The sequence below is a fragment of the Rhodoferax ferrireducens genome (assembly GCF_003347515.1).
GTDB lineage: Bacteria > Pseudomonadota > Gammaproteobacteria > Burkholderiales > Burkholderiaceae_C > Rhodoferax.
The window spans coordinates 1-330 of record NZ_QEII01000098.1; the positions used below are offsets into that span (position 1 = coordinate 1).

At 61.8% G+C, this 330-nt stretch carries 1 protein-coding gene; it reads right to left on the minus strand.

Going from position 1 to position 330, the window contains the following annotated elements; translation table 11 throughout:
* Positions 1-325: DUF2239 family protein (locus tag C5P05_RS00405; RefSeq protein WP_332871319.1), on the minus strand; the 325-nt coding region annotated here is incomplete at its 3' end.
* Between the last annotated feature and the right edge of the window lie 5 nt (positions 326-330).

The following is a 330-nucleotide window of genomic DNA, read 5'->3' on the forward strand; positions in this document are numbered from 1 at the left end:
CTCGGTCCACGCTTGCCCGGCGTGCCTCATCAACCAGTTTCCGCAAAGTCACCGATGCACCGCCTCGCTGTGCAGCCAACCAATCCCAGTGGCGCGGCAGTAACGTGACTTCTCGCGCGACAACCCCCAGCTTTGGGCGGCCACGGCCACGTGGCTCACCAGGATCCGCGGAATCAATCAGTGCCGAGTCGGTTCCCTGAAGGTGGTACCCGTCTGGAGGTAGACGTGCAAACATCTCGGCATCGCTTCCTCGAATGTCGATATCGACAACTTGGCCAGTCTGGTCGCAGAAGGTCAGCAGCGGATTGGGTACGCCTGTCGCCAGGGCGT